The organism is Streptococcus sanguinis (assembly GCA_013378335.1).
Classification (GTDB): domain Bacteria; phylum Bacillota; class Bacilli; order Lactobacillales; family Streptococcaceae; genus Streptococcus; species Streptococcus sanguinis_I.
In genome coordinates this window covers 727388-749412 of sequence record CP040556.1, presented here as the reverse complement: position 1 = coordinate 749412, position 22025 = coordinate 727388, and the positions used below count along the sequence as shown (strand labels likewise).

Sequence of the window (22025 nt, the reverse complement as noted above, 5' to 3'; positions counted from 1 at the left end):
ACCTATTTTCTACCTTGCTTCTTCAAACCGGGCAAGGATTTTTGATGTTAAAACAACTCAGTCAGCCAAAGCCAACTGAGTTTTGATTCTGATAAAAATGTTAAACTTCTAAAAGTTCTTTTTCTTTATTTGCTGTCATCTCATCGATATGTTTGACAGCATCGTCCGTTACTTTTTGAATATCCTTTTCCAAGGTCTTCAATTCGTCTTCAGTGATTTCTTTGGCTTTTTCCTGCTTTTTAGCTTCATCCATAGCATCGCGGCGGATGTTACGGATAGCAACTTTAGCATTTTCACCAACCCTTTTCACTTCTTTAGCCAAATCACGGCGAGTTTCCTCTGTCAGGGCTGGAATGACCAGACGAATCACAGAGCCATCGCTGGCTGGCGTAATCCCGAGGTCAGAAGCATTAAGCGCACGCTCAATGTCCTTGATAGAAGACTTGTCAAAAGGTGTCACCAAAAGAACACGCGCTTCCGGAATCGTAATCGAAGCGATCTGGTTGAGCGGAGTTTCTACTCCATAGTACTCCACATGGATGCGGTCCAAAAGGCTGGCATTGGCGCGGCCTGCACGGATGCTGCCAAATTCACGAGCCAAACTTTGGTGCGAGTGGGTCATTCTTTCTTTTGCTTTTTCTACAATTGCATTTGCCATGAGTTTCTAATCTCCGTTCTTATAAATTATTTGATACTGTTGTTCCTATTTGCTCACCGATAACAACGCGTTTGATATTGCCCGGCTCATTCATATTAAAGACAACCAAGTCAATATCATTGTCCATAGACAGGGTCGAAGCCGTTGAGTCCATAATCCGCAGTCCCTTGCTGATAACATCGCGGTGAGTCAGCTCATCAAACTTAACAGCGGTCTTGTCCTTCTTAGGATCGGCATTGTAAACACCATCCACGCCATTTTTAGCCATGAGAATCGCATCTGCTTCAATCTCTGCTGATCGCAAGGCAGCGGTTGTATCGGTTGAAAAATAAGGAGAACCAATACCTGCACCGAAAATCACGATACGGCCTTTTTCCAGATGACGAAGGGCTCGACCTCGGATGTAAGGCTCAGCTACTTGCTGCATAGCAATCGCTGTCTGCACGCGCGTGTCAACACCTACCTGCTGCAGCGAATCCGCCATTACCAGCGCATTCATGACAGTGCCCAACATACCAGTATAGTCGGCCTGCACGCGGTCCATGCCCGCTTCTGCTGCCGGCTCACCCCGCCAAAGGTTTCCGCCTCCGATAACCAGAGCAATCTGAACACCCAAATCGTGAACTTCTTTGATTTCTTCCGCCATCTTCTGAACGGTTTGAATATCAATACCAACGCCTTTTTCACCGGCAAGAGCTTCACCCGACAACTTAATCAAAATACGCTTATACTTAGGTTCTACCATTTTTTTACTCCTTATTTTATCTGTACTATTTTACCACATTTTGTGATTTTTATATAGTTAAATCACCGAAATTTTTCTTTTTTCCTTTTTGTAAAATAGCAGAGCAGACAAGCTCATTTCACAAAAAAACCAGTCCCATCATCAGATAGGACTGGGAATAAATACTTCAATTATCTTTTGCAAAATCTACTCACTGCTTGAGCGACTGTTTCCTTTCCCGCTTAGCTAAGAGCGGCAGGATAACACCCAGACTGATCAAAACAATTGGCGTCAGGATATTTGTCAATAGAGAAAATTGCCAGCCAGCTGGGTCTTTGGCAAAGTCTACTTTCGGAACCATCCCTAAGATGCAGGCAAAGGCAGTAAAGAGGAAGCACCAAGCTCCGATAGCAAAGCCAACTTTGGGATTTTTTGTAAACTTATACTCGGCATCCTTGTACTTCTTCCAGGCCTTGTTCAACATCATGTAGGCCAGGAATACCCAGAGATAACGCATAGGCATCACGATGGAGTTGAGATTGGTCATCCATTTGACCAGGCCATCAATTTCTTTGATTCCAAAGATAGGCAGAATAATCAAAAAGCTAACCAAAATCCCTGTCAGGATGTAACCGTTAATGAGGACTCCTTTTGATGTCCGCTTGCGCAGCCAGCTTGGGACAAACTCTTCATCAGCATTATTGAGCATGATTTGCAGAGGCGCGTCAATAGAGAAAGCCAGTGCAGCAATCTGTCCAACCATGTTGGTCAGGGCATAGATGACTACTAGAACATTTCCCACTCCCCAGTAATTGCCCAACTTTTGGAAGGCTTGGTAAGCGCCGTTTCGCATCAGGTCTTCAGGAATATTGCTGCCATCAAAAAGCATGCCCATAGCCAGAGAGCCTAGGATAGCAGAGGCACCAACCATGACAGCCATAACAATCATCCCCTTTGGAAATTCCTTGGCTGGATTGCGTGTTTGATTAACGTAAGGCGAGATTTTCTCAGCCCCGCCGACCGCAAAGACTAAGAGGGAGATAGTCGTGAAATAAGAAAAATCAAAGTTGGGAATATAGGTGCTGAGCTTATCCATATTAGCCGTCGCAAACTGCATATCCGGCTTGATAAAAGGCGCCCCAACCGCTAAGAGGACGAAGAGGAAAGACATAATCAGCATGGCACTTCCTGCCAAGCCCCCAATCACCTTGAGCGTGGACAGCCCCTTGGTAGACAAGTAGAGAAAGGCACCGAAAATCAGCAAGCTAAGAATAACAATCCAGTGAATATCAAGACTGCTCAAAAAGTCTCCATTTCCCTGAATAGCCCAGCCCAGCGGAATCAAAACTCCCTGTGGCTTTTGAGCCAGATAAGGAATATGCACCACCCAGTAAGTCCAGGCCGCAAAATAAGCCAGCCGCTTGGTAGAGGTTTTCTCCACCCAGTCACTGACACCGCCTCCACTCTCCTTGAAAGTCGAGCCTAGCTGCCCCACAATGAGGGCATAGGGAATAAAGTAAATAGCAAGGATAAGAATCCAAGAAACAATTACCGAAATGCCCTGCTGGGAATAGTTATTAACCACATTGCCCAGACCCCAGACCATATTAAAAGCAATCAGAGATACCATCAGCCAGGTTAGCTGGTTCTGATCCTTTTTCATGACATCGTCTCCTTTTGTTATAAAATAAATTGATTCGATATTATTATAACATGTTTCTATGAGTTTGTAATCGCTATCATCAATTTTATTTCAAAAAAAGAACTACCCTGAGGCAGTTCAATTAATTCTTAAAGTGAGTTTGCATCAACCTTGATACCAACACCTTGTGTAGTAGTGATAGTCAGGTTGGTTACATAAGTACCTTTAGCAGTAGCTGGTTTCGCTTTTTGGATTGTGTCGTTGAAAGCTTTGAAGTTTTCAACCAACTTGTCAGCTTCAAATGAAACTTTACCAATGATAGCTTGTACATTACCTGCACGGTCTGCACGGTAAGTAATCTTACCACCTTTAGACTCTTCAACTGCTTTTGCAACGTCCATTGTTACAGTACCAGTCTTAGGGTTTGGCATCAAGTTACGAGGTCCAAGGACACGTCCAAGGCGACCTACAAGAGCCATCATGTCAGGTGTAGCGATTACTACGTCAAAGTCCAACCAACCGTCGTTGATTTTTGCAACGAGGTCATCTTCACCAACGAAGTCTGCGCCAGCAGCTTTCGCTTCTTCTGCTTTAGCACCACGTGCGAAAACAAGAACGCGTGAAGTTTTACCAGTTCCGTTTGGCAATACCATTGCGCCACGGATTTGTTGGTCAGCTTTTTTAACATCAATGTTCAAGTTGTAAGCAACTTCTACAGTTGCATCGAATTTTGCAAAGTTAGTTTCTTTTGCAAGTGCTACAGCTTCTTCTACGCTGTATGCTTTTGTGCTGTCGATTTTTTCAAGAGCAGCACGAAGTTGTTTGCTTTTTTTAGCCATTTTATCTTTCTCCTTGTAAGTGGTTCAATCGATTTTCATCTCCCACGTCACTCGTCAATCTGATCAAGTGTAGTGCGGGCAAATGGGATGTAAGTTATTGATTAGTCAACAACAGTGAATCCCATAGAACGAGCAGTACCTTCAATCATACGCATTGCAGACTCGATGTTTGCAGCGTTCAAATCTGGCATCTTAGTTTCAGCAATTTCTTGTACTTGCGCACGAGTAACTGTTGCAACTTTCGTTTTGTTTGGCTCACCAGAACCTTTTTCAACACCTGCAGCTTTCTTCAAAAGAACAGCAGCTGGCGGAGTCTTAGTCACGAAAGTGAATGATTTGTCTTCGTATACTGAGATAACAACTGGAATGATCATACCAGCTTGATCAGCTGTACGAGCGTTGAACTCCTTAGTGAATCCCATGATGTTGATACCGGCTTGACCAAGCGCAGGACCAACTGGTGGAGCTGGAGTAGCTTTACCAGCAGGGATTTGCAATTTTACAAGTTTTTCGACTTTTTTAGCCATTTTTAAATCCTCCTTTGTGGTTTTGGCGGTAAATAAAGATTTTTACCTCCCACAAGTATGCTTTTCGCATACCTTTCTATTATACACTAAACTTTGTTAAATGCAAGGAATTTTATCTTCTTTTTTGAATTTTTTGTGGTAAAATAATCTTATGACACTATTAAAGATTTCTTCGATTTTATTTATCTTTTTAACTTTGATTTTAACCACTATTACAGTACGAGTTTTTCAATTAAGAAAATACGGTTTGAACTTTGCGGACTTGGCTTTTCCGCTTTTTGTTGTGGAATTTTATATCATTTCAGACAAGGCCTACTACCATAGCTTGTTGCCCCAGCTGACCCTAGCTCTCTCAGTTCTCGCTATCGCCATCACCACCTATTTTCTCAAGAAAAAACGAAGCTTCTACTATCCTAAGTTCTTTAAGTTCTTCTGGCGGGCTGGATTTCTTTTGACCTTCTTCATGTACCTAGCCATGGTCATCGGACTCTTTTTCTAACAATGTAAAACAAAACCCATCGGTTAATTAGATAGCCGATGGGTTTTTCATATGCGGGACTTACAAGTCGTTCTTTTACTGAGAAAAAGGGACCTTCCGATGCTCCTAGTCTTATTCGTGAATCTCCAAAGGCAGGCCATCCGGATCAAAGAAGAAAGCCATCTTACGACCGTCGAAGTCGTCATAGCGCAGCTCGGTATGAGGAATCTCCAAACGGTCAAATTCCTCCAGCGTTTCTTCGACATTTGTCACTCGGAAGGCCAGATGCCGCAGGCCAGTATGCTCTGGAGCAGGCAAGGCTGGTCTCTTGGGTGCTTCTTCCTTGATAAAAATTTCCAGAGTCAGATTTCCCTTGCGGACATTAAAGAGAATATCCTGTTTGTCTGGTCGGTGGTGCTCATCCAGCTGCTCAAAGCCCAGCTTGTCCACATAAAACTCCCTGGTCTTAGCATAATCATGACCAATGATGGCTATATGGTGAATGCTATCTAGTTTCATACCTTCTTTTCCTTTCCTTGAAATTAAGTAGAGAAAATCTGCCGGCTAACTGCTAGCAGATTTATTTTTATCAAATGATTATCTTGCTAGCAAACTAGTGAAATTAGAATCAATTAGTCTGCAAAACCTTTCTCGGCTTGGTTCCTTCGGCTGGTCCGATAACGCCTGCTGCTTCGAGTTCTTCCATAAGACGAGTGGCCCGATTAAAGCCGACCGAGAGTCGCCGCTGAATCATAGAAGCGCTGGCTTTCTGAGTCTCGATAACCAAGGCCCTGGCTTCTTCAAAGAGGGGATCACCTTCATCTTCGCCCCCGCCAGTATCCAAATCACTTTCAGACACTTCACCAGGATCAAAGCTATCGTCATAATCAACTTCAGCTTGATTCTTGACAAAGGCTACGATTCGCTCCACATCTTCATCCGAGATAAAGGAGCCCTGCAGACGAACCGGGTGGTTTTCATCAATAGGCTTAAAGAGCATATCCCCACGTCCCAAGAGTTTTTCCGCCCCATTTTCATCCAGAATGGTCCGACTGTCTGTCCCGCTGGACACAGCAAAGGCGATCCGAGAGGGTACATTGGCTTTGATCAGACCCGAGATAACATCTACTGATGGCCGCTGGGTAGCCAGAATCATGTGAATCCCAGCCGCACGCGCTTTTTGTCCCAGACGAATAATGGCGTCTTCCACTTCCTTGCTGGCCACCATCATAAGGTCAGCCAGCTCGTCCACGATGACGACGATTAAAGGCAGGAGAACCTGCTTGTATTCTGACTGGGCATTGTACTCGGCTACTTTAGCATTGTAGCCGGCAATATTACGGGCACCAACCTTGGAGAAGAGTTCATAGCGGTTTTCCATCTCGTCTACAACCTTCTGGAGGGCACGGCTGGCCTTGCGAGGATTGGTTACAACTGGGATAAGCAAGTGGGGAATGTCATTATAAACAGACAGCTCCACCATCTTAGGATCCACCATCATAAACTTGACTTCATCCGGTCTGGCCTTCATGAGAATGCTGGCGATAATGCCGTTGACAGCCACAGATTTACCAGAGCCAGTAGAGCCCGCTACCAAGAGATGGGGCATCTTAGCCAAGTCAAAGGAGCGGACAGATCCGTTGACAGCCTTACCAAGGGGATTTCTAGGAGCTTACTAGCATCCGTCTTGGACTGATCCCAAAGTTCTCGGAAGGTCACGGTCGCAACTTCAGAGTTGGGCACTTCAATCCCGACAAGGGATTTTCCAGGAATCGGCGCTTCAATCCGCACATCCTTAGCAGCTAGAGCTAGAGCCAAGTCATCAGCCAGATTGGAAATCCGATTGACCCGAACACCAACAGCTGGCTTGACCTCGTACTTGGTGACAGATGGTCCGATTTCAGCCCGCTCAACAGCAGCCTTGATGCCAAAACTAGCAAAGGTTTCTTCCAAAATCTTAATATTGTCTCGGACAATGCGTTTTTCTTTGGACTGGTTTTTAGGCTTATCAGGCGCAAAGAGGTTGATGGTCGGTAGCTTATAGTCTAGACTTTCCTTGGCGGTGAAGTCCACTTCAACATCTACGTCTGCTTCCTCCGTCTCTTCTTCGTGACCAAAGTCCAGAGGTTCATGAGGGTCATATGCTCCCAGCTCCTCAGAGTCTGCCTCGTCAAAGTCCATAGCCGTATCTGACAAGTCTTCGTCATCTAAAATCTCTCCTGTTTCAGGATCGACTTCAGCTTCTTCTTGCTCTACTTCAATGGCTTGCATAGCTACCTGTGCAGCTTTTTCTTCCTGCTCCAGGAAACGGAGCTGACGCTTTTCTTCCTGCTTCTCTCTCCAATTTTGAAAGGCTGCCATAGCCTTTTCTGAAATGTCATAGATAGACCAAGGGCTCATAAGCAGACCACCCAAAAGAATGAGTAGCAGGCCGAAGAAATAAGAACCGATATTTGAAAAAAGGAAAGAGATAGGTGCGTATAAGAGAGAGCCTAGCAGGCCGCCACCCGCGAAGGAGCTGACCTTAAAGGCTGTCAGATCAGTCAAGACCCTGCCTAGAGTTGTGGATAAGACAGCAGCCCCTTCTAGCTTCAACACACTGACAAAATAAGCTTGGAAGATTAACTCCAGCCCCAAAAAGAGGCTGATAAATCCTGAAACCGTCCCTTCGTGCTTGTGCAGCCACTTGAAAAAAAAGAGATAGCTAAGGCTGGCCAGAATAGCCAGATAAGCTAAGCTTCCCACCAAGAGGCGAATCATATTATAAATGGTGACCCCAAAGGCGCCCAGCTTAATTGCTGCAAGCAAAAGAATAAGAGCCAATACAAAGGTGGCAATCATTCTCTTTATTGCTTTTTGTCTTTCTAATTCTGCTTTTGTCGGCCGACGAGTTGTCCGGCCTTTTTTCGTGTTTTTCTTAGTTGCCATAACCCTTATTATACCATATTTGAGCCTTAGATGAGAAATCTTTTATCTAAATCAGAAGCAAAAAACTTATTTATCCACGCAAAAAGAACTGGGCTAACCAGTTCTCGTTTCACTATCACGTAATTTCTTATTATGCCTCTGGCATAACCGCCCAAGCAATCAAGTAAGCCAAGACACCTGTACCTGCCACACAGACCAAAAGAATCCAAATAACACGAACCAAGGTTGGATCTAAATCAAAGTAGTTTGCGATACCAGCACATACACCAGCGATTTTCTTGTTTTTGACATCTCTTGTCAGTCTTTTCTCCATGGAAAACACTCCTTATTATTTTTAGTCTATTTATTTTACCATATTCTTTCATGTTGCACAAGGCCGCCTACTATTAAACTTCTTCTGTATTTAAAACTTAATCTTATCAAGATAAATGTGTTCTCTCTACCATTCTCTTGGCAAGTCCAAGCAAAACTCTTGTTCTTGTGTTAGAATAAAAGGAAATTCTAATCAGTTTACAGTAAAAATATAGGAGGAGGAAGATCATGCGAGCCGGAGTCATTCTTTTCAATCCCCAATCTAAGCAGACACTGCTCATCCACCGCTGGAAAAATGGAGAAGAGTATTTTGTGATACCGGGTGGCGGAGCCGAGTCAGGTGAGACTGCAGTCCAAGCAGCTCAGCGAGAAATTCAGGAAGAGCTGGGTTGGATCTTGTCTGAGGAGCAGCTGCAGCCAGCTTTTACTTTCAGAAATGGCCACCGCTTAGAAATCTATTTTCGCGCCACTATCAGCCATACATCAACGCCAATGATTCAGGGCGAGGAAGCCCTTCGCAGTCATGCCAAGAACATCTATCAACCTGAATGGTTAGACATAGAAGCAATTCCCGACCTGAACTTACGTCCAGCAGGGCTTAAAAACCTGCTTCTGGATTGCCTGACACAAGAGGGTTTGAAAACTAGCCTAATTGTAGTAAAATATCAGTAGTTTACAATTTAATGCGAGAAAGGTTTTATATGAAAAAAATTCTTCTTATCAGCCTCTTATCAGGACTTGTCTTGGCCGGCTGCTCTGGTAAAGACAAGAAAGAGGAGACTACTAGCTCCTCCGACCCATCCAGCAGTTCCTCATTAGTGAGCTCTAGCTCTGACTCGGAGGAAACCAGCAAACTCCGTGAGCAATACAAGGATGCCATGACCAACGAAAATGCCAACTTCCCGCAGCTGTCTACAGAAGTTGCTGAAGATGAAGCGGAGGTCAAGTTGGTAACGACTGAAGGCGATATCCGCATCAAGCTCTTTCCAAAACAAGCCCCGCTGGCCGTTGAAAACTTCCTAACCATGCCAAAGAAGGCTATTATGACGGCATTACATTCCACCGCGTTATCAATGAATTTATGATTCAGACTGGAGACCCTAAAGGTGACGGCACTGGGGGTGAGTCTATCTGGAAGGGCAAAGACAAGTCCAAAGACTCTGGAAACGGCTTTAAAAATGAGTATTCTCCATATCTTTATAATATTCGTGGCGCCCTATCCATGGCCAATGCAGGCCCTGATACCAATGGCAGTCAGTTCTTTATCAACCAAAGCAAGAAAGACCTGTCTAGCCAAATGTCTACGGATTCTTTCCCTGCCAAAATCATTGAAGCCTATAAAAACGGTGGAAATCCTAATTTAGATGGTGGAGCTTATACCGTATTTGGCCAAGTGCTCGAAGGAATGGATGTGGTCGACAAAATCGCTGCCGCAGAAACAGACGATAATGACAAGCCTAAAAAAGATATCAAGATTGAAAGAATCGAGATTATCAAGGACTATGACTTCAGCAAATAAGCTTGCTGCCCAACCAACAAAGGAGGGAAATCAATATGATTATCTGGGGATATAAAGGTTATCAGAAAAACTTAGGACAGACCCAAAGCAATATCGAGTGTGCCAATTGCCACAACGTCGCACCTTGGGACATTATTGAAACTGGCCGAAAGTTTACACTTTATTGGATTCCTACCTTTCCATATGGAAAAAAATTCTACCTCACCTGCCCTGTCTGCCAGCATGGCAAACAGATTGAGAAGCAGGAAATCGAGCAGTTTTTGAATTATTAGTAACAGAAAGAGACAATTCTCAATGAACCGTCTCTTTTCTTTTATTAAATTTTATCAAGTCAACTGGTTAAAATCCCAAATTTGGTCCATCCAGCCTTCATAGAAATCAGGCTCGTGGCAGACCATGAGGATGCTGCCCTTGTATTCTTTCAGAGCTCGTTTGAGCTCTTCCTTGGCATCTACGTCCAGGTGGTTGGTTGGCTCGTCCAGCACCAGAACATTATTTTCTCGGTTCATGAGGAGGCAAAGGCGGACCTTGGCCTGCTCTCCACCTGAAAGGACCTGGATCTGGCTCTCGATGTGCTTGGAAGTCAGACCACATCTAGCTAAAGCAGCTCGGACTTCTGCTTGGTTAAGGGCCGGAAAGGCGTTCCAGACTGCTTCCAGCGGTGTCTGACGATTGCCGCCTTCAACTTCCTGCTCGAAATAGCCCAGCTCTAGATAGTCCCCACGCTCGACCTGACCTGCAATAGGCGGGATAATCCCCAGCAAACTCTTGAGCAGGGTTGTTTTTCCAATCCCATTTGCCCCGATGATAGCCACCTTCTGATTGCGTTCAAAGGTCAGATTAAGGGGCTGGGTCAGAGGGCGGTCGTAACCAATCTGCAAATCCTTGGCTTGGAAGATAAAACGGCCAGATGTGCGGGCAGGCTTGAAGTCAAAGAAAGGCTTTGGCTTCTCACTTTGTAGTTCAATAATGTCCATCTTATCCAGCTTTTTCTGGCGGGACATAGCCATATTACGGGTCGCCACGCGGGCTTTATTACGAACAACAAAGTCCTTGAGGTCCGCAATTTCTTTCTGCTGGCGCTCGTAGGCCGCTTCCAGCTGAGATTTTTTCATCTCATAGACTTCCTGGAACTGATAGTAGTCGCCAGAATAACGAGTCAAGTGCTGATTTTCCACATGGTAGACGATATTGATGACGTCATTCAGGAAAGGAATATCATGCGAGATTAGAACAAAGGCATTTTCATAGTTCTGAAGGTAACGCTTGAGCCAGTCAATGTGCTCCGCATCCAGATAGTTGGTTGGCTCGTCCAAGAGCAGGATATCTGGTTTTTCCAAAAGCAACTTAGCCAAGAGAACCTTGGTCCGCTGTCCACCAGATAGCTCTGTCACATCACTCTCCATACCGTAGTCCATAACACCTAGAGCCCGTGCGACCTCGTCAATCTTGGCATCCAGAGTATAGAAATCTCGGCTCTCCAAGCGGTCCTGCAGCTCACCCACTTCTTCCATTAGGACATCAACATCGGCTCCTTCCTCAGCCATGCTCATATAGATTTCATTGATACGAGCCTCTGTCTTGAAAAGCTCGTCAAAGGCCGTACGCAAGACATCACGGACAGACTGGCCTTGCTCCAGCACAGCATGCTGGTCCAGATAGCCAGCCGTCACATACTTGGACCACTCAACCTTACCTTCGTCCGGCAGCATTTTACCCGTCACAATGCTCATAAAGGTTGATTTCCCCTCACCATTGGCACCGACCAGGCCGATATGCTCACCCTTGAGCAGGCGGAAGGATACATCCTCAAAAATAGCCCGGTCTCCGAAACCGTGGCTGAGATTTTTTACTTCTAAGATACTCATTTTTTCTCCTCTGTCGTTGATTGCAGTTCCTTGATTATACCATCAAAAGGGATTTTTTGGCAAGACAGAAGAAAAGGAAAAGCGAGCCACTTAAGTCTCGCTTGCTTGTTCTCAATTCGCATGATGCGTATGCTTGGTAATCCATTGGGTCAGTTTGATTTTCAGCCAAAAGCCATAAATACCAAAGGTAACAATGGTCAGGAGCCACCACTTAATCCAATTTCCAAAAAGCTGCATGGCAGTACCGTCAAAGTAAAGACGATGCCCATCAATAACTGTATGTTTTATCTTCCAATTATACAGAATACACATACCCCAAGGTGCACAAATTCCCAGCGTAAATACTGTAATCAAGGTAGCTAAAATCACATGACCGATGTAAGAAAAGAGACCACCATCAAAATAAGACTCCTTGTACATACTATCTCCCCCTTTAAACCAACTCTTTCAGAAATTGAATCAGGGTTTCTGCAGAGCGTTTACCAGCTTCAAGAATAAATTCATCAAATGTGACATTAGCATCATGACTTGCCGTATCGCTCATGGCGCGAATAACCATAAAAGGCAGGCCGATCGAATGTGTGGCTTGAGCAATAGCTGCGCCTTCCATCTCCACAGCCAAGACATCTGGAAAATGCTCCTTAATGCGATCAATCTTATCTTGACCAGCAACAAAGCTGTCACCTGTCGCAATCAAACCTACTCTTGCATTTTGATGGGTTTTTTCCAAAATTTTCTTCATTTCAGCAACCAGATAGCGGCTCGCTTCAAAATAGAGCGGCTGCCGTGCCATCTGACCGTAATCATAGCCGAAGGCTGTTACGTCCACATCATGGTAGACCAGACGATCTGCGACCACCACGTCGCCGATAGCCAGACCTTCTGCCACTGCTCCAGCTGAGCCTGTGTTAATCACGGCTGTAACCTTGAAGTCATTGACCAAAACAGCCACACTCATAGCGGACATAACCTTGCCAATCCCGCTTTCGACCAAGACCACTTCATGGTAGCCAATAGATCCCGTATGATAGACATGACCTAAACGCAGGTGCTTCTTTGGATTTTCTAAATGCTCCAGCAAAATCTTCAGCTCTTCAGGCATAGCCGCAATAATTCCAATTTTCATATAATACCTCAAATCATCTGATGAAAAAGAAGCTTAGACAGGCTAGGCTTCCTTTTAAGTGCAATAGAGCTGGTTTTTAAGGCCACCAAATAATAGCAGCAATCAAACCAATCAAGAGGATGACCACCCAAAGGAGAATCTTATTGAGTTTGGCTTGAAAGAGGCTCCGCTTTTGGTTTTCAATCCGACGGCTCTTAGTCACGGTCGGATCTACCTCAATGTGCAGAGTCTCATCCGTAAACTCCTCTTGGTTTTGAGCAGTCTGATAGCCAAAACGACTGTGATTCTGCTGTAATCGAGCTTCTTCATAACCAAAGCGGTTTTGAGGGCTTTGATAACCAAACTGAGTATCCTGATGGCTGGACTGCTGCGAGCTAAAGGAGCTTCTGCCAGTTGAAAGAATCTTGGTTTCCTCGTCATCCATGAGAGGCGGCCCCGAAATATCCTCACCGCGGTTGGCCCGCTCAATGATTTCATCTGTTAATAAAGCTTTTCCCATTGATCTACGTTCCTATTTATTCAGATTTTTTTGTTCCCAGTACTGAAGGGCCATGATGGTCTTGGCATCGCAGATGTCACCGTTTTGCAGCAACTGATGTGCCTCCTCCAGACTGACTTCAAAAAGTTCCAATGTTTCATCCTCGTCTTGGGGACGAGGGTTTTCGACCTTTGTCAAATGGCTGGCGCTGTAGAGCTTAATTTTCTCATTGCAAAAACCGATGGCAGAGTAGAAATCATAGACCAACTCCAGCTGTCCAGTGTAGCCTGTTTCTTCTTCTAATTCTCGGAGGGCAGCCGCTTGGGGATCTGCATTCTCTCCTAGCTCAAGCTTGCCAGCTGGAATCTCGTAAGAAGTCGCTTCAATCGCCTTGCGGTACTGCTTGACTAAAATCATCTTGTTTTCCGGAGTGATAGCAATTACAGCCACCGCTCCATTATGAAAAATCAAATCCCGTTGGGCTTGACCTTTACCCTCTGGCAACTCTACCTGGTCCTGAACCACTTTAAAAATCGGTCCCTGATAAATCTCTGTCCGTTGGACGGTTTTTTCTTCAAATTCCATGACTGAACCTACTTATTTTGAGGATGATGAGGAAGACGCTTAGCGTAATCTTCCTTGTTAATCTGACGGCCGCGTCCCAAAGCAATAGCATCTGCTGGTACGTCCTTTGTAATAGTAGACCCCGCACCGACCAGTGAGTTGTCACCTAGCTCAACTGGGGCAATAATGGTCGAGTTGGAACCAACAAAGACATTGTCACCAATGATAGTCTTGTACTTCTTTTGACCATCATAATTAACCGTAATCGTACCTGCACCAAAGTTGACATTAGCACCAACTTCAGAGTTTCCAATGTAGGTCAAATGACCAGCCTTGGTATTTTCGCCAATTGACGATCCTTTAACTTCTACAAAGTTGCCGACATGGACATCCTTGGCCAGACTAGAACCTGGACGAATGTGAGCGTAAGGTCCGACCGTCACTCCATCTGCAACACTTGACTCCTCAATCATAGAGTTGGTGATCACAGTCCGCTCTCCAATGACAGAGTCCACGATGTAGGTACCATTGGTCAGGATAGTCTCTGCCCCAATCTTGGTCTGACCTTTCAGAGTCACATTTGCTTCAACCTGAACCTCAGGCGCAATTTCTACATCCACATCGATATAGGTCGCATGAGGATTGACAAAGCTGACACCGTTAACCATATGCTGCTGGTTAATCCGGCGGCGCATGACACTCTCAGCTGTCGCCAAAGCTACGCGGTCATTAACCCCCAGACTCTCATCAAAGTCTTTCAGCGTATAAGCGCCGACTTTTTCACCATTCTCGCGGAAAATGCCGATCACATCTGTGATATAGTATTCGCCTTGGGCATTATTGGTATTGATGTTTTTGAGGGCTTCAAAGAGACGGGCGTTGTCAAAGACGTAAGTTCCCGTATTGATTTCCTTGATTTGCTGCTCAAAGTCAGAAGCATCCTTCTGCTCAACAATTTTCAAGACTTCGTCGTGCTGATTGCGAACGATACGGCCATAGCCGAAAGGATTGTCCGCTTCTGCTGTCAGGATAGTCGCAACATTCTTGTGGTTGATATGAAAGTCAATCAGATTTTTCAGGCTTTCTCCTGTAATCAGGGGAGTGTCACCAGCAATGACCAGCGTCTGACCCGTCAAATTTTCCAAAACAGGCTCGGCCATCATAACGGCATGACCAGTTCCCAACTGCTCAGTCTGACGGACAAAGTCAGTCTGACCTGCCAAGACTTGCTCGACCAGCTCTGCCTTGTGGCCAACAACTGTCACGGTCTTCTCTGGATCAATAGCATTGACACTGCGGAAAACATGTTCCAGCATGGAAATTCCTGCAACCTTGTGCAACACTTTTGGCAAATCTGACTTCATGCGAGTACCTTTACCCGCAGCCAAAATAATCGCGTAATTTGTCATCAATTATCTCTTTTCTGTAGGATATCACCTTTATTATATCACTAAAAGGTAATTTTTAAAAATTAAAATCAAGATACCAGAGAAAATGCTACAATAAAAACCATTCGCACAAAAAAATCAGCCTTTAAACAGCTGATTTTGCTTCTTTTTCTTTGATTTTCTTTGGAAGATGAACTTTAGCCTTGCCATAGTCCTTGAAGACAGCACGCTGCTTGAAGTAAATTAATTCTCCATCCAATGCTGTGTCTTCGTCTAAATCCATAGTCATATCAATAGAGCGGATAGTCCGAGTCTTAGGGTCAACCACAAAGGCAACCTTACACTTCTCAATATCGATGGTCGTATCATAATGCTCATCATTATAAGCATAGTAGAAGGCATCGATAAGGTCATAGGCCAAATCACCTTCTGCTGTCACTGAAAACTCATAGCCGCCGTCCACTTTTTTCTTAGTTAGTTCTGACTCATTATCTACCATGACCTGCAGCAAAGCCTTAAAGGAGGACATCCCCGAATAACCATTGATATGTTTCCGGGAGTCGGTGTCATCAATGGTCTCAAAGCCATCTTTTTCTTCCAAGTACATCCGATCTTCGCTGAAATAATGGGTCAGTTCTTGATCATCATAGGTTTCATAAAGCTTGGCTAAATAAGGTGATTCTGAAACGGTCAGCTGCTTAACGGTTTCGGCTTTTCTTTTTTTGTAGCCTTCTAGATAGGTTGACTCAGACAGCCGATCCATGTAGAAACTATCATGATCGAATTTTTTCAAGGATGCATCCACTACAGCAGACAGCTTAAAGCGGGACTCGATTGCTTCTGCTATGCCTCCAGGCTTAAAGTAAGTATAGAGAAAGGTTCCGCCAATCAGTACGAAGCAGACACAGCCGTAAATGATAAAAAAATGAACCTTCTTCAAAATCAATCCTCCTAGAAGCCTTCTGTCGTTTTATAGCTTTTATTATAAGCTTTTTTAGACCTATTTTCAATCTTTTTTCAGAAACGGTCTTTGAAAGACTGTAGAGGAGAAATGCTAATTGGTTTTTCAAACTCTCAAAGTCATTGCCAAATGTATCAACAAGGCAAGTAGCCGCTGCTTTTTGAATACTTAGCATCTCAACCCTCTTTCTCATTTTCGGCCAACTGCTGGCGAAGCTTGGTAAACCAGTCCAACTGAAAGCGGGCCGAATCCAGCCCAAATTCGAGCGTCTTCATTTCAAAATAGCCAATCTGGGAAATACTTTCAGCCAAATCAGCCGCCTGACTGGTCTCTATCAGCTCTGTAGCCAGGTGGCTGTTCTGCTCTAGATAGGCTTTTACCTTTCCCTGCTCCTCTGTATAACGAATCGCGTCTTTGACAGCTTCAAACTCTTGGACTTCAACTTCCAGTCCCTCAATGGTCAAATCCAGCATCTGAAGCTGCTCTTTCTTAGGAAGATAACCCATAAAGAGGAATTTCCCCAAGTCCATATTCTTGTTCTTGCTCATGTCTATAGGCGTTTTAAGCCACTCCAAAAACAAGATTCGTCCCGAAGCGGTAATGGCATATTCCTTCTTCATTTTTCCTTTTTCTACATACTCCGAATAAGTCACCGCCCCTTGCTGGGACAGTTTTTTTAAGGCTGCTTGGATACTTCCTAGACTGTCGCTGCACATAGAACTGAAATTTTGCCGCATCACCTGACGAATTTCATAAACTGTAAAATGCTTAATCATGAGTAAGCCTAAAATTAATTTGTCCATTTCTCCTCCGAATCACGATTTTATATACCTAATAGTAACATTTTTGCTTCAATTTATCAAGGATAAACAAAAAGCCTATTCAAAAATAGACTTAAGCTTGATCCAACGGATAGACCTTACGAAATTCTTCTAGGACGACACCCGTTTCTTGGGAAAATTCCAAACCGGCTTCCGCCAGACACTCTGTGAAAAATGTCTGATGGACTTGCTGCCAGTAGGCCAAGGATTTGTCTCCTTCTCCTTCCTTAAAGGCGTGTTCGGCTGAAACCTCATTAAAAGGCAGCACAGAGACTTTGGTGATTTCGATGATACAGACGGCTCTGTCACGACTGTCCAGTATGACATCGAAAGTTCCTACTTGAGGTAGAGGCTCATTTTCAAGCTTATAGAGCTCATAGGCCGAAGCCGTCGCTGTCTTTTCACCACGAAGCACCAAATCAGCCAGTTGGTCTGCCAAGGTACCGAAGGCCCAGGCGTTAATCTCGTCGCCAATTTCTGGATTAATTTTCTTGTATGCCTGCCACATTTCTTTTGGGGTCATCATTTCTCCTGTCTTTCTAAAATGATAATTATGGTTTATAAACATCTTCCTACAAAACTATATCTTTATCAAAATCCATAAAATCATCATGCTCATAATAGTAAATCAGAGCCTGTAAACACTCTTGATCAGTCGCTTTTGCTTTCTGCTCCATGACTGACAAGAGAACATCCGCAAAATCTTCACCGTAATAAATCAGCTCCAGTTCTTGCTCCCTTACCTGTCTAGGATAAACATCCTTATCTTCCACTACTTGAGGATAATCAGCAAGCAAGTAGCTGTCCTGAAAATTCAGTTCTCCATCTTCCCTAGCATACAAACAGAAATCATCATCTAGCTCTTCCGATTTTACAGCCTCCATGATATCTTTTAAGAAATAGGTTTGGTTTTTCTTCATTGGTCAAAAGTCCCTTTCCATTCATAAGCCGGATAAGCTCCTAGGCACTGATAGCCCAAGCTTTCTGCGACCTTCTTGGAGGCTTCATTGTGCGCATCCCATAGAGGAAAGAGTGAGCGTTTTTGAGCTTCTAAAATCATCTGGGCGCCCAAGATTTTGGCCAAGCCCTGCCTTTGGTAGGCTGGCTTGGTAGCAATTTCAATCTCAAGGGCTCCATAATAGACCAATCCTGTCGATACAGCAGCGATGATTTCCTTATCTGAATAGAGTAAAAAACCAAAGCCACCCGCCGCTTGAAAATGGTCAAAATCGGAAAAATCACCCTGCAAATCCTGAGACCAGGCTTCCTCAGCCAAACGCTCATAACTCATCACATCAATCGGACAAAGGTAGTAATTTGCAGGTAGCCTGCTCTGCCATTTCTCCAAAGCCTCTGTGTCAAAGGCAACCCTGTCCGCAAAAGCATAGCGAGTGAATCGGTGCAGCTCACTCTGACCATCCAGAAACTCTTGCCAACCGGGCTCCTCGGAGATAAAGACCTTGTCAGCTAAACTATATTTTTTGCTAAATTCCTGCCACAAATTCGGCTCCACCTGACCAGCAGGAAAGATGAAATTTCCTAGTTGGTAAAGGCAGGATGTCTCAGGCGCGTTCATACAGAACTGCCCTAGACCAGCATCCAAGCCGTAAAGTACCATATTTTTGGTCCAGGTTTGGAAAAAGTTATTAGCTTTTTCATAGTTCGCATTCTTCATTCACTTACTTCAAACTCCAGCCGCCGTCAATTTTGAGAATCTCGCCCTGCATAGCAGCTGCCTTGCCACTGGCTAGAAAGAGGCTGACGTCTGCCACTTCCTGAGGATCCAGCCAGCGCTTGATCGGCGTTTCCTCAGCAACCCAGTCTGCCAGTCCGCCTGGCTCAAAATCGGCGGCAGTCATGGCTGTCTTGACTGCGCCCGGCGCTAGGCCAAACACTTGGATATTTTTATCCGCATAATCTAAGGCTATCTGCTTGGTCAGGCCAGCCAGAGCATGCTTAGAGGCTGTATAGGCAGCACCGCCGCCGCCAGCCAGAAAACTAGCAATCGAGCACATATTAATGATGATACCAGACTTTTTCTCCAGCATTTTCTGCAGGTAAAAGCGAGTGATTTTCATAGTCGCAGTCAGATTGAGCGCAAAAATCTGCTCCCAGTCCTCGTCACTTGTCTCGTGCAGGGGACGATAATTGTCCAAGATACCTGCTGTATTGCAGAGAATATCCACCTCGGGCAAGCTGGTGAAGAGAGGTGCCAAATCACCAGTCAAATCCAGCTTAATAAAACGAAGCTCATTGAGAAAACCAGGATTTTCATCCTTGTCCACCCCGTAGACCCGGTAGCCATTTTCCAAAAAGGCCAGAGCCTGAGCTCGGCCGATGCCAGAGCTAGCTCCCGTCACCAGTACTGTCTTAGTCATTCACTTCCACCCAATCTGTCGCAAGGACATCACAAGGAGTCGGACTCCACATGGAGAAGCCCTCACCTTCGCCTGAAACATTGATGAGGAAATAAGGTGTCACTTCAAGAGCCACCCCATTCTGCTCAATCGTATCAAAGAGCTGGACGTAGTTTTCTGCCCCACCCCAGCCTGTACGCACATATTTTTTCTTGGCCTTAAGGCCTGGTAAAATTTCTTCAAATGTCATGGTTTGCTCCTTTTGTTTATTGATAATCATTGACAAATTCCCTACTAGCCTTCAGCAGTCATAAGTATATTGGACGACTTTTGCTTGATTGTCAAAGCCAGTCTTTTGGTAAAAGGCCAGAGCATCTTCATTATCCTCCAGCTCTGTATCGACAAAAACATCCTGTATCCGATATTTTTTGCATAATCAAACAGTTTATCAATCAAACTTTTGCCAATTCCTTGCCGCTGGAAACTAGTCGCGACGCCCAAATCATAGATAAAGATGCTGGACTTTTTAGTCTGATATCTCGGCAAAACATAGGCTGTCAGACCGCCAGCAATTTTATCTTCTGCCTTTGCGACAAGCACTAAAAATTGAGGATTTTCTAGCAGATTGGCAAGATACGAGGGATACGGAAACTCCGACTCTTCCCAGTTAAAGACTTCTTGAAAGATCTCTAACAAAGCTTGAAATTCTTCCGCACTTTCTACAAAACGAATTTCACAATTGCTAGCTCTTCTGCTGCTTTCTTTTTTCATGGTAAACTGCCTACTCACTTTTCTAGGGATAATGAGTGATTGAGCTTATATGTCTCTTTGTCTGGCTGCGATATTGACTAGACCTTCTTCTCCATCTCCACAAAGAGATGAATATCGCCATTGCTTTCTTGCGGAATGCGCCTCACCACTTCAAAGCCCATGTTGAGATAGAGCTGCTGGGCTCGGTGATTGAAGTCAGCAACGGATAGCCTTAGGGTTTGTGGTGCAAAATTTTCCATGATAAAGTCCAAAATTTCCTGCAAAAATGCAGCGCCCTGACCTTTTCCACAGTGCTCCGGCTTCATCCCCAAACCAAGCTCCAAAGTTCGCTCCCCTTTCTGCTCCAAGCAGAAAAATCCATAGAGTTCCCCTTCACTCAGTACTTGATAATAACGGTCCCCACGCGCTTCAGGAGAAACCATTTCTTCATAATCCTCTAGGTCATTTTTCATGTCATAAAAATCATAAGGCGTCTCGTAATGCCAGTCGTTAGCAATTTCTATAGCATGCTGCTGGTTTAGTGGTTCAATCATCATCTACTCCTCCTTTCTCTAAAACTCCCAATAAAATCGTTTCTGGTCTGCTTTTTCGCTGCAGCCGAGGCTGCGATAAAATTCATGGGCTGAAGACCGTGAAATACCTGAATTAATCCGAATCCCTGTGTAGCCTGCTGCTTTTGCCTCTTCACGCAAAGCTTGCATCAGCGCTCTGCCATGTCCCCGCCCTTGAAAATCCTGAGCGACAGCCAAAGCCAAGAGATTGAGTAAGGACGGGAAATAGAGACAGTCGTAGCTAGCCGCATGAGCGTAACCTATGACCTGACCGCCTTCTTCAGCTACCAAAATTAAATGCTGGTCATTCTCTAGCAGCCTCTTCAGTTGAGACTCCGTCGCTTCCCTATCGAAGTCATAGCCCAGACACTCAGCATTGAGCCGCTGAATGGCTGCGACATCTCTTAGTTTTACTTTACGAATCATCTGTCACCTCGTTCTTCTCTTTATTATAGCAGAAAAGCAGTCTCTTTGACTGCTTTCAATGAACTATTCTCCCATCTGTCCCTTCAACCAAGGCTCCGCCTCTTTTAAAGGCTGGTCTGTTAGGACATCGGGCTGAATGGCCTCATTCTCATAAAGCTTGCCCGTGCGATCTAGGATACTCGAGGTAGTCAAGAGCAAAACCGCTCCATCATATAGTTGATAATAATTATTTCCCGTAGTATAGCTTGCCGTTGGCTGACTAAATATTTTAACGTTTTCCAGTCCCTTAAAAGCTAAAACAGTCATCTCTCCTGAGCTACCTGTCTTCCCATTGGTAAGGACAGCTATTGGCACTTTCTTTGCTTTCTCATCAGTCTGCTCCAGACCAAGCTGCTTAAGAATATCTGACCGAGAAACCGGGCTCTTACTTCCATTTTTATAAACGAATTGGAAGAGGTCTTCATCAGGCAAAAGAGAGGACAGTCCAGCAATCATCGGATACATATTCCCGCCGGTATTGTCTCTCAAATCCACAAGAACCGCCTGATAGTCATCCTTTTTAAGAGCTGCTGAAAGTTTGTTGGCATAAGCTTTCGCTGCCTGTGCATCACCAGTGAAAGCAGGAACTTTTAAATAGAGAACTCCCTCTCGATTCTGCACTTCAGGCTGATTTTTGCTTTCTGGACTATTTTCGGGATTATCCTGTGGACTTAAAAAATAAGAATGCTTCCCGCCAGCCTCTTTGGTTAATTTTTCCAAAACGGGATAGGTGTCTTGATAAGTATTGGCAGATTCAAGCTTCTCTAAAGCTTTCTTCTTCTCATTTTCCCAATTTTTGTCCGTATAAAGACCGAAATCAAGCTTTTTCACAACCGAGCGAGCGTAGTCCTGCGGACTAGGTGGGAAAAGAAAAATGCCATAGTCCGGACCAAAGTAAGCCAGAAAACCTATTAAAAGAGCAAGCAAAACCAGTACTGTCCCTAAGCAACCTAAAAGGACTTTTTTCATAATTGCACAACCTTTCTTGTGAGGATTTCTGAGCCGATTATAGCAAAATAGAGACACGTTTTCCATGTCTCTACCTTAC

At 44.6% G+C, this 22025-nt stretch carries 26 protein-coding genes and 4 pseudogenes; 4 read left to right on the top strand and 26 right to left on the bottom strand.

All coding sequences use genetic code 11. From position 1 onward, the window contains the following. Window positions 1-100 precede the first annotated feature (100 nt). The 5 genes from FFV08_03995 to rplK form a co-directional block, all read right to left on the bottom strand. Window positions 101-658, bottom strand: a complete 558-nt coding sequence (locus FFV08_03995; protein QLB51889.1) for a ribosome recycling factor — start codon at window positions 656-658, stop codon at window positions 101-103. A 19-nt stretch (window positions 659-677) separates the two neighbouring features. Next, window positions 678-1403: a UMP kinase gene (locus tag FFV08_03990; GenBank protein ID QLB51888.1), complete on the bottom strand. Its 726-nt coding sequence runs from the start codon at window positions 1401-1403 to the stop codon at window positions 678-680. Window positions 1404-1593: 190 nt separating this feature from the next. Continuing rightward, the gene (locus tag FFV08_03985; GenBank protein QLB51887.1) at window positions 1594-3045 is read right to left on the bottom strand and encodes an amino acid permease; all 1452 of its coding nucleotides are present in this window, start codon (window positions 3043-3045) and stop codon (window positions 1594-1596) included. 128 nt (window positions 3046-3173) lie between these two features. Then, window positions 3174-3863 carry a 50S ribosomal protein L1 gene (locus FFV08_03980; GenBank protein QLB51886.1) on the bottom strand — a complete coding sequence of 230 codons (690 nt, stop codon included), beginning with the start codon at window positions 3861-3863 and terminating at the stop codon, window positions 3174-3176. A gap of 101 nt (window positions 3864-3964) precedes the next feature. Beyond that, the gene (gene rplK, locus FFV08_03975; protein ID QLB51885.1) at window positions 3965-4390 is read right to left on the bottom strand and encodes a 50S ribosomal protein L11; all 426 of its coding nucleotides are present in this window, start codon (window positions 4388-4390) and stop codon (window positions 3965-3967) included. A gap of 151 nt (window positions 4391-4541) precedes the next feature. Between rplK and FFV08_03970 the strand changes: the two genes are divergently transcribed. After that, window positions 4542-4889 (top strand): DUF3397 domain-containing protein, encoded by a 348-nt coding sequence (locus FFV08_03970; GenBank protein ID QLB51884.1) that lies wholly within the window; start codon window positions 4542-4544, stop codon window positions 4887-4889. A gap of 111 nt (window positions 4890-5000) precedes the next feature. Here FFV08_03970 and FFV08_03965 read toward each other — a convergent pair whose 3' ends face one another. The 3 genes and pseudogenes from FFV08_03965 to FFV08_03955 form a co-directional block, all read right to left on the bottom strand. Further along, window positions 5001-5387, bottom strand: a complete 387-nt coding sequence (locus tag FFV08_03965) for a VOC family protein (GenBank protein ID QLB51883.1) — start codon at window positions 5385-5387, stop codon at window positions 5001-5003. 109 nt (window positions 5388-5496) lie between these two features. Beyond that, window positions 5497-7796 (bottom strand): annotated as a pseudogene (locus FFV08_03960) (DNA translocase FtsK). A gap of 130 nt (window positions 7797-7926) precedes the next feature. Then, a complete protein-coding gene (locus FFV08_03955) occupies window positions 7927-8109 on the bottom strand; it encodes a PspC domain-containing protein (GenBank protein QLB51882.1) in 183 nt (60 codons plus the stop codon). 227 nt (window positions 8110-8336) lie between these two features. Between FFV08_03955 and FFV08_03950 the strand changes: the two genes are divergently transcribed. The 3 genes and pseudogenes from FFV08_03950 to FFV08_03940 all read left to right on the top strand — a co-directional run bounded on the left by FFV08_03950 (window position 8337) and on the right by FFV08_03940 (window position 9899). Next, window positions 8337-8780 carry an NUDIX domain-containing protein gene (locus tag FFV08_03950; protein ID QLB51881.1) on the top strand — a complete coding sequence of 148 codons (444 nt, stop codon included), beginning with the start codon at window positions 8337-8339 and terminating at the stop codon, window positions 8778-8780. Between the two features lie 29 nt (window positions 8781-8809). Beyond that, window positions 8810-9627, top strand: a pseudogene (locus FFV08_03945) (peptidylprolyl isomerase). 35 nt (window positions 9628-9662) lie between these two features. Next, window positions 9663-9899 carry a zinc-ribbon domain-containing protein gene (locus tag FFV08_03940; protein QLB51880.1) on the top strand — a complete coding sequence of 79 codons (237 nt, stop codon included), beginning with the start codon at window positions 9663-9665 and terminating at the stop codon, window positions 9897-9899. A gap of 54 nt (window positions 9900-9953) precedes the next feature. On the opposite strand, the gene FFV08_03935 is transcribed toward FFV08_03940, so the two are convergent. The 18 genes and pseudogenes from FFV08_03935 to FFV08_03850 all read right to left on the bottom strand — a co-directional run bounded on the left by FFV08_03935 (window position 9954) and on the right by FFV08_03850 (window position 22012). Beyond that, entirely contained in the window at window positions 9954-11495 is a 1542-nt protein-coding gene (locus tag FFV08_03935; GenBank protein QLB51879.1) for an ABC-F family ATP-binding cassette domain-containing protein, read from the bottom strand. A 111-nt stretch (window positions 11496-11606) separates the two neighbouring features. Further along, entirely contained in the window at window positions 11607-11915 is a 309-nt protein-coding gene (locus tag FFV08_03930) for a DUF898 family protein (GenBank protein QLB51878.1), read from the bottom strand. 13 nt (window positions 11916-11928) lie between these two features. Then, the gene (locus tag FFV08_03925; GenBank protein QLB51877.1) at window positions 11929-12621 is read right to left on the bottom strand and encodes a 5'-methylthioadenosine/adenosylhomocysteine nucleosidase; all 693 of its coding nucleotides are present in this window, start codon (window positions 12619-12621) and stop codon (window positions 11929-11931) included. Window positions 12622-12697: 76 nt separating this feature from the next. Beyond that, window positions 12698-13120 (bottom strand): hypothetical protein, encoded by a 423-nt coding sequence (locus tag FFV08_03920; protein QLB51876.1) that lies wholly within the window; start codon window positions 13118-13120, stop codon window positions 12698-12700. Window positions 13121-13132: 12 nt separating this feature from the next. Beyond that, window positions 13133-13684, bottom strand: a complete 552-nt coding sequence (locus tag FFV08_03915; GenBank protein QLB51875.1) for an NUDIX hydrolase — start codon at window positions 13682-13684, stop codon at window positions 13133-13135. 8 nt (window positions 13685-13692) lie between these two features. Further along, the gene (gene glmU, locus FFV08_03910) at window positions 13693-15072 is read right to left on the bottom strand and encodes a bifunctional UDP-N-acetylglucosamine diphosphorylase/glucosamine-1-phosphate N-acetyltransferase GlmU (protein ID QLB51874.1); all 1380 of its coding nucleotides are present in this window, start codon (window positions 15070-15072) and stop codon (window positions 13693-13695) included. A gap of 124 nt (window positions 15073-15196) precedes the next feature. Further along, window positions 15197-15991, bottom strand: a complete 795-nt coding sequence (locus FFV08_03905; protein QLB51873.1) for a hypothetical protein — start codon at window positions 15989-15991, stop codon at window positions 15197-15199. A 73-nt stretch (window positions 15992-16064) separates the two neighbouring features. Next, a pseudogene (locus tag FFV08_03900) lies at window positions 16065-16205 on the bottom strand (hypothetical protein). Next, a complete protein-coding gene (locus FFV08_03895; GenBank protein ID QLB51872.1) occupies window positions 16189-16815 on the bottom strand; it encodes a PadR family transcriptional regulator in 627 nt (208 codons plus the stop codon). Before FFV08_03895 ends, FFV08_03900 begins: the two are co-directional and overlap by 17 nt. A gap of 91 nt (window positions 16816-16906) precedes the next feature. Next, complete coding sequence (locus FFV08_03890; GenBank protein ID QLB51871.1) at window positions 16907-17356, bottom strand: ASCH domain-containing protein; 450 nt, start codon at window positions 17354-17356, stop codon at window positions 16907-16909. A 49-nt stretch (window positions 17357-17405) separates the two neighbouring features. Continuing rightward, window positions 17406-17753 (bottom strand): hypothetical protein, encoded by a 348-nt coding sequence (locus FFV08_03885; protein ID QLB51870.1) that lies wholly within the window; start codon window positions 17751-17753, stop codon window positions 17406-17408. Next, window positions 17750-18508 carry a GNAT family N-acetyltransferase gene (locus tag FFV08_03880; GenBank protein QLB51869.1) on the bottom strand — a complete coding sequence of 253 codons (759 nt, stop codon included), beginning with the start codon at window positions 18506-18508 and terminating at the stop codon, window positions 17750-17752. Before FFV08_03880 ends, FFV08_03885 begins: the two co-directional genes overlap by 4 nt. 4 nt (window positions 18509-18512) lie before the next feature. Further along, window positions 18513-19211, bottom strand: coding sequence for a 3-oxoacyl-ACP reductase (locus FFV08_03875; protein ID QLB51868.1), 699 nt, complete (start codon window positions 19209-19211; stop codon window positions 18513-18515). Beyond that, window positions 19204-19440 carry a DUF2829 domain-containing protein gene (locus tag FFV08_03870; GenBank protein ID QLB51867.1) on the bottom strand — a complete coding sequence of 79 codons (237 nt, stop codon included), beginning with the start codon at window positions 19438-19440 and terminating at the stop codon, window positions 19204-19206. The genes FFV08_03875 and FFV08_03870 overlap by 8 nt, the downstream gene beginning before the upstream one ends. Window positions 19441-19491: 51 nt before the next feature. Continuing rightward, a pseudogene (locus FFV08_03865) lies at window positions 19492-19961 on the bottom strand (GNAT family N-acetyltransferase). A 77-nt stretch (window positions 19962-20038) separates the two neighbouring features. Next, window positions 20039-20497, bottom strand: a complete 459-nt coding sequence (locus tag FFV08_03860) for a GNAT family N-acetyltransferase (GenBank protein ID QLB51866.1) — start codon at window positions 20495-20497, stop codon at window positions 20039-20041. A gap of 15 nt (window positions 20498-20512) precedes the next feature. After that, entirely contained in the window at window positions 20513-20938 is a 426-nt protein-coding gene (locus tag FFV08_03855) for a GNAT family N-acetyltransferase (GenBank protein QLB51865.1), read from the bottom strand. 63 nt (window positions 20939-21001) lie between these two features. Beyond that, a complete protein-coding gene (locus FFV08_03850) occupies window positions 21002-22012 on the bottom strand; it encodes a peptidase S41 (protein QLB51864.1) in 1011 nt (336 codons plus the stop codon). Between the last annotated feature and the right edge of the window lie 13 nt (window positions 22013-22025).

Bases quoted from the DNA above. Each gene is read 5' to 3' on its own strand.
- FFV08_03995 (QLB51889.1), bottom strand. From the start codon at position 658: ATGGCAAATGCAATTGTAGAAAAAGCAAAAGAAAGAATGACCCACTCG.
- FFV08_03990 (QLB51888.1), bottom strand. From the start codon at position 1,403: ATGGTAGAACCTAAGTATAAGCGTATTTTGATTAAGTTGTCGGGTGAA.
- FFV08_03985 (QLB51887.1), bottom strand. From the start codon at position 3,045: ATGAAAAAGGATCAGAACCAGCTAACCTGGCTGATGGTATCTCTGATT.
- FFV08_03980 (QLB51886.1), bottom strand. From the start codon at position 3,863: ATGGCTAAAAAAAGCAAACAACTTCGTGCTGCTCTTGAAAAAATCGAC.
- rplK (QLB51885.1), bottom strand. From the start codon at position 4,390: ATGGCTAAAAAAGTCGAAAAACTTGTAAAATTGCAAATCCCTGCTGGT.
- FFV08_03970 (QLB51884.1), top strand. From the start codon at position 4,542: ATGACACTATTAAAGATTTCTTCGATTTTATTTATCTTTTTAACTTTG.
- FFV08_03965 (QLB51883.1), bottom strand. From the start codon at position 5,387: ATGAAACTAGATAGCATTCACCATATAGCCATCATTGGTCATGATTAT.
- FFV08_03955 (QLB51882.1), bottom strand. From the start codon at position 8,109: ATGGAGAAAAGACTGACAAGAGATGTCAAAAACAAGAAAATCGCTGGT.
- FFV08_03950 (QLB51881.1), top strand. From the start codon at position 8,337: ATGCGAGCCGGAGTCATTCTTTTCAATCCCCAATCTAAGCAGACACTG.
- FFV08_03940 (QLB51880.1), top strand. From the start codon at position 9,663: ATGATTATCTGGGGATATAAAGGTTATCAGAAAAACTTAGGACAGACC.
- FFV08_03935 (QLB51879.1), bottom strand. From the start codon at position 11,495: ATGAGTATCTTAGAAGTAAAAAATCTCAGCCACGGTTTCGGAGACCGG.
- FFV08_03930 (QLB51878.1), bottom strand. From the start codon at position 11,915: ATGTACAAGGAGTCTTATTTTGATGGTGGTCTCTTTTCTTACATCGGT.
- FFV08_03925 (QLB51877.1), bottom strand. From the start codon at position 12,621: ATGAAAATTGGAATTATTGCGGCTATGCCTGAAGAGCTGAAGATTTTG.
- FFV08_03920 (QLB51876.1), bottom strand. From the start codon at position 13,120: ATGGGAAAAGCTTTATTAACAGATGAAATCATTGAGCGGGCCAACCGC.
- FFV08_03915 (QLB51875.1), bottom strand. From the start codon at position 13,684: ATGGAATTTGAAGAAAAAACCGTCCAACGGACAGAGATTTATCAGGGA.
- glmU (QLB51874.1), bottom strand. From the start codon at position 15,072: ATGACAAATTACGCGATTATTTTGGCTGCGGGTAAAGGTACTCGCATG.
- FFV08_03895 (QLB51872.1), bottom strand. From the start codon at position 16,815: ATGGACAAATTAATTTTAGGCTTACTCATGATTAAGCATTTTACAGTT.
- FFV08_03890 (QLB51871.1), bottom strand. From the start codon at position 17,356: ATGACCCCAAAAGAAATGTGGCAGGCATACAAGAAAATTAATCCAGAA.
- FFV08_03885 (QLB51870.1), bottom strand. From the start codon at position 17,753: ATGAAGAAAAACCAAACCTATTTCTTAAAAGATATCATGGAGGCTGTA.
- FFV08_03880 (QLB51869.1), bottom strand. From the start codon at position 18,508: ATGAAGAATGCGAACTATGAAAAAGCTAATAACTTTTTCCAAACCTGG.
- FFV08_03875 (QLB51868.1), bottom strand. From the start codon at position 19,211: ATGACTAAGACAGTACTGGTGACGGGAGCTAGCTCTGGCATCGGCCGA.
- FFV08_03870 (QLB51867.1), bottom strand. From the start codon at position 19,440: ATGACATTTGAAGAAATTTTACCAGGCCTTAAGGCCAAGAAAAAATAT.
- FFV08_03860 (QLB51866.1), bottom strand. From the start codon at position 20,497: ATGATGATTGAACCACTAAACCAGCAGCATGCTATAGAAATTGCTAAC.
- FFV08_03855 (QLB51865.1), bottom strand. From the start codon at position 20,938: ATGATTCGTAAAGTAAAACTAAGAGATGTCGCAGCCATTCAGCGGCTC.
- FFV08_03850 (QLB51864.1), bottom strand. From the start codon at position 22,012: ATGGAAAACGTGTCTCTATTTTGCTATAATCGGCTCAGAAATCCTCAC.